General features: G+C 57.2%; 1 protein-coding gene. It reads left to right on the top strand.

Annotated elements, in window-relative coordinates:
- Positions 1-299: 299 nt before the first annotated feature.
- Positions 300-1073 (top strand): helix-turn-helix transcriptional regulator, encoded by a 774-nt coding sequence (locus RYC18_RS26205; RefSeq protein ID WP_005743697.1) that lies wholly within the window; start codon positions 300-302, stop codon positions 1071-1073.
- The last annotated feature ends 72 nt before the right edge of the window (positions 1074-1145 follow it).

Raw genomic sequence — 1145 nt, 5'->3', positions numbered from 1 at the left:
GGCTCAAGGTCCTTCTTGACAGGTAGGCCGCGGATTAAGCACTGCCGACTTGCCTATGTATGGCCCCTTAAACCCGGACAGACCCCGGCGACTGGCTTATTGCCACTCTTTATCGCTCATGCATGTTTGGCAGGTTGAAAATCTGTCCCCGTTTTCCGTTACAGACGCACGACAAAAGCTTTGGCTGAATACCAAAGACCCAGTCCAGTCATCAGGCTTGTCAGTTATTGCAATCAGTAGTTACCGCGCAGCAGTCGACCAAGGTCCTTTTTGCGCGGTCGGAATCAGGAAAGCTCAAGATGAACACGGCGCAACATTTCGAATACAGCGACGATCCACGCTTCTATCTGCAATTGGCTCAACTGGTTTCCAGTACCGGTGCCGGCACATTTTCCGAGCAGATGTTGCAATTGGTGGGTTCGCTGGTGCCTATTCACGGGCTTGAGCTCAGTGAATGGACGCTGGACGTGCGTCAAAGCAGTATCAGTCGCATCAATCTACTCGGCAGCGCCGGCCTGCAGCACGATCCTCCGAGCACCGAAACAACTGACCATCCTCTGCTATCAAGCATTCTGCACATGCAGGCACCGTTGCTGGTCCAGCTCAAAACCCCGCTTGACGCGCAACGCCCACAGCAAAACACTCACCAGTGCAATCTCGTTTCCAGCAGCGGTGACCGTCGACGGATCATCTGCGTTTATAGGTTGACTTCCCTGCGCGCGTTTTCCCTGACCGAGCTTTCATTGCTCAAGAGTCTCTCCGACACACTGTTGCCGCTGGTCGAGCATCATGCGCAAATCCTTGCCCAGGCAGGCCATCGCAAGCCCCGTATCGAGCCGGAGCCCGGTTCTCTGGATCAGGCATTCAGTGGCAGGCTGGCACAGGATTCGGTCACGCTGTCCGCACGCGAGCAGGAGGTGTGCCTGGGTTTGCTGACCGGTGGCACTGTGGCCGAAATGGCGCAGCGCCTGAAGGTGAAGAACAGCTCGGTGGAAACCTACCTCAAGCGCGCCACCGCCAAACTCGGCGTCAGCGGCCGGCACGGCCTGGCACGCTGGATGGCAGGCGGCTGATACTGCCTGACGCAATGCGCAGGCATCATACGGATGCTGAAAAGGGCCTTTTCCGGCCCTTTCCCCTGCCCT

Origin of the sequence: Pseudomonas syringae group sp. 247E2, from assembly GCF_032587795.1 — a bacterium.
Lineage (GTDB): Bacteria > Pseudomonadota > Gammaproteobacteria > Pseudomonadales > Pseudomonadaceae > Aquipseudomonas > Aquipseudomonas amygdali.
Note: the sequence above shows the minus strand (reverse complement) of the source record. Positions and strands in the feature narration are given on the sequence as shown.

What these genes read in the sequence shown, in the direction of transcription:
- RYC18_RS26205 (WP_005743697.1), top strand. Translation starts at nt 300, where the DNA reads ATGAACACGGCGCAACATTTCGAATACAGCGACGATCCACGCTTCTAT.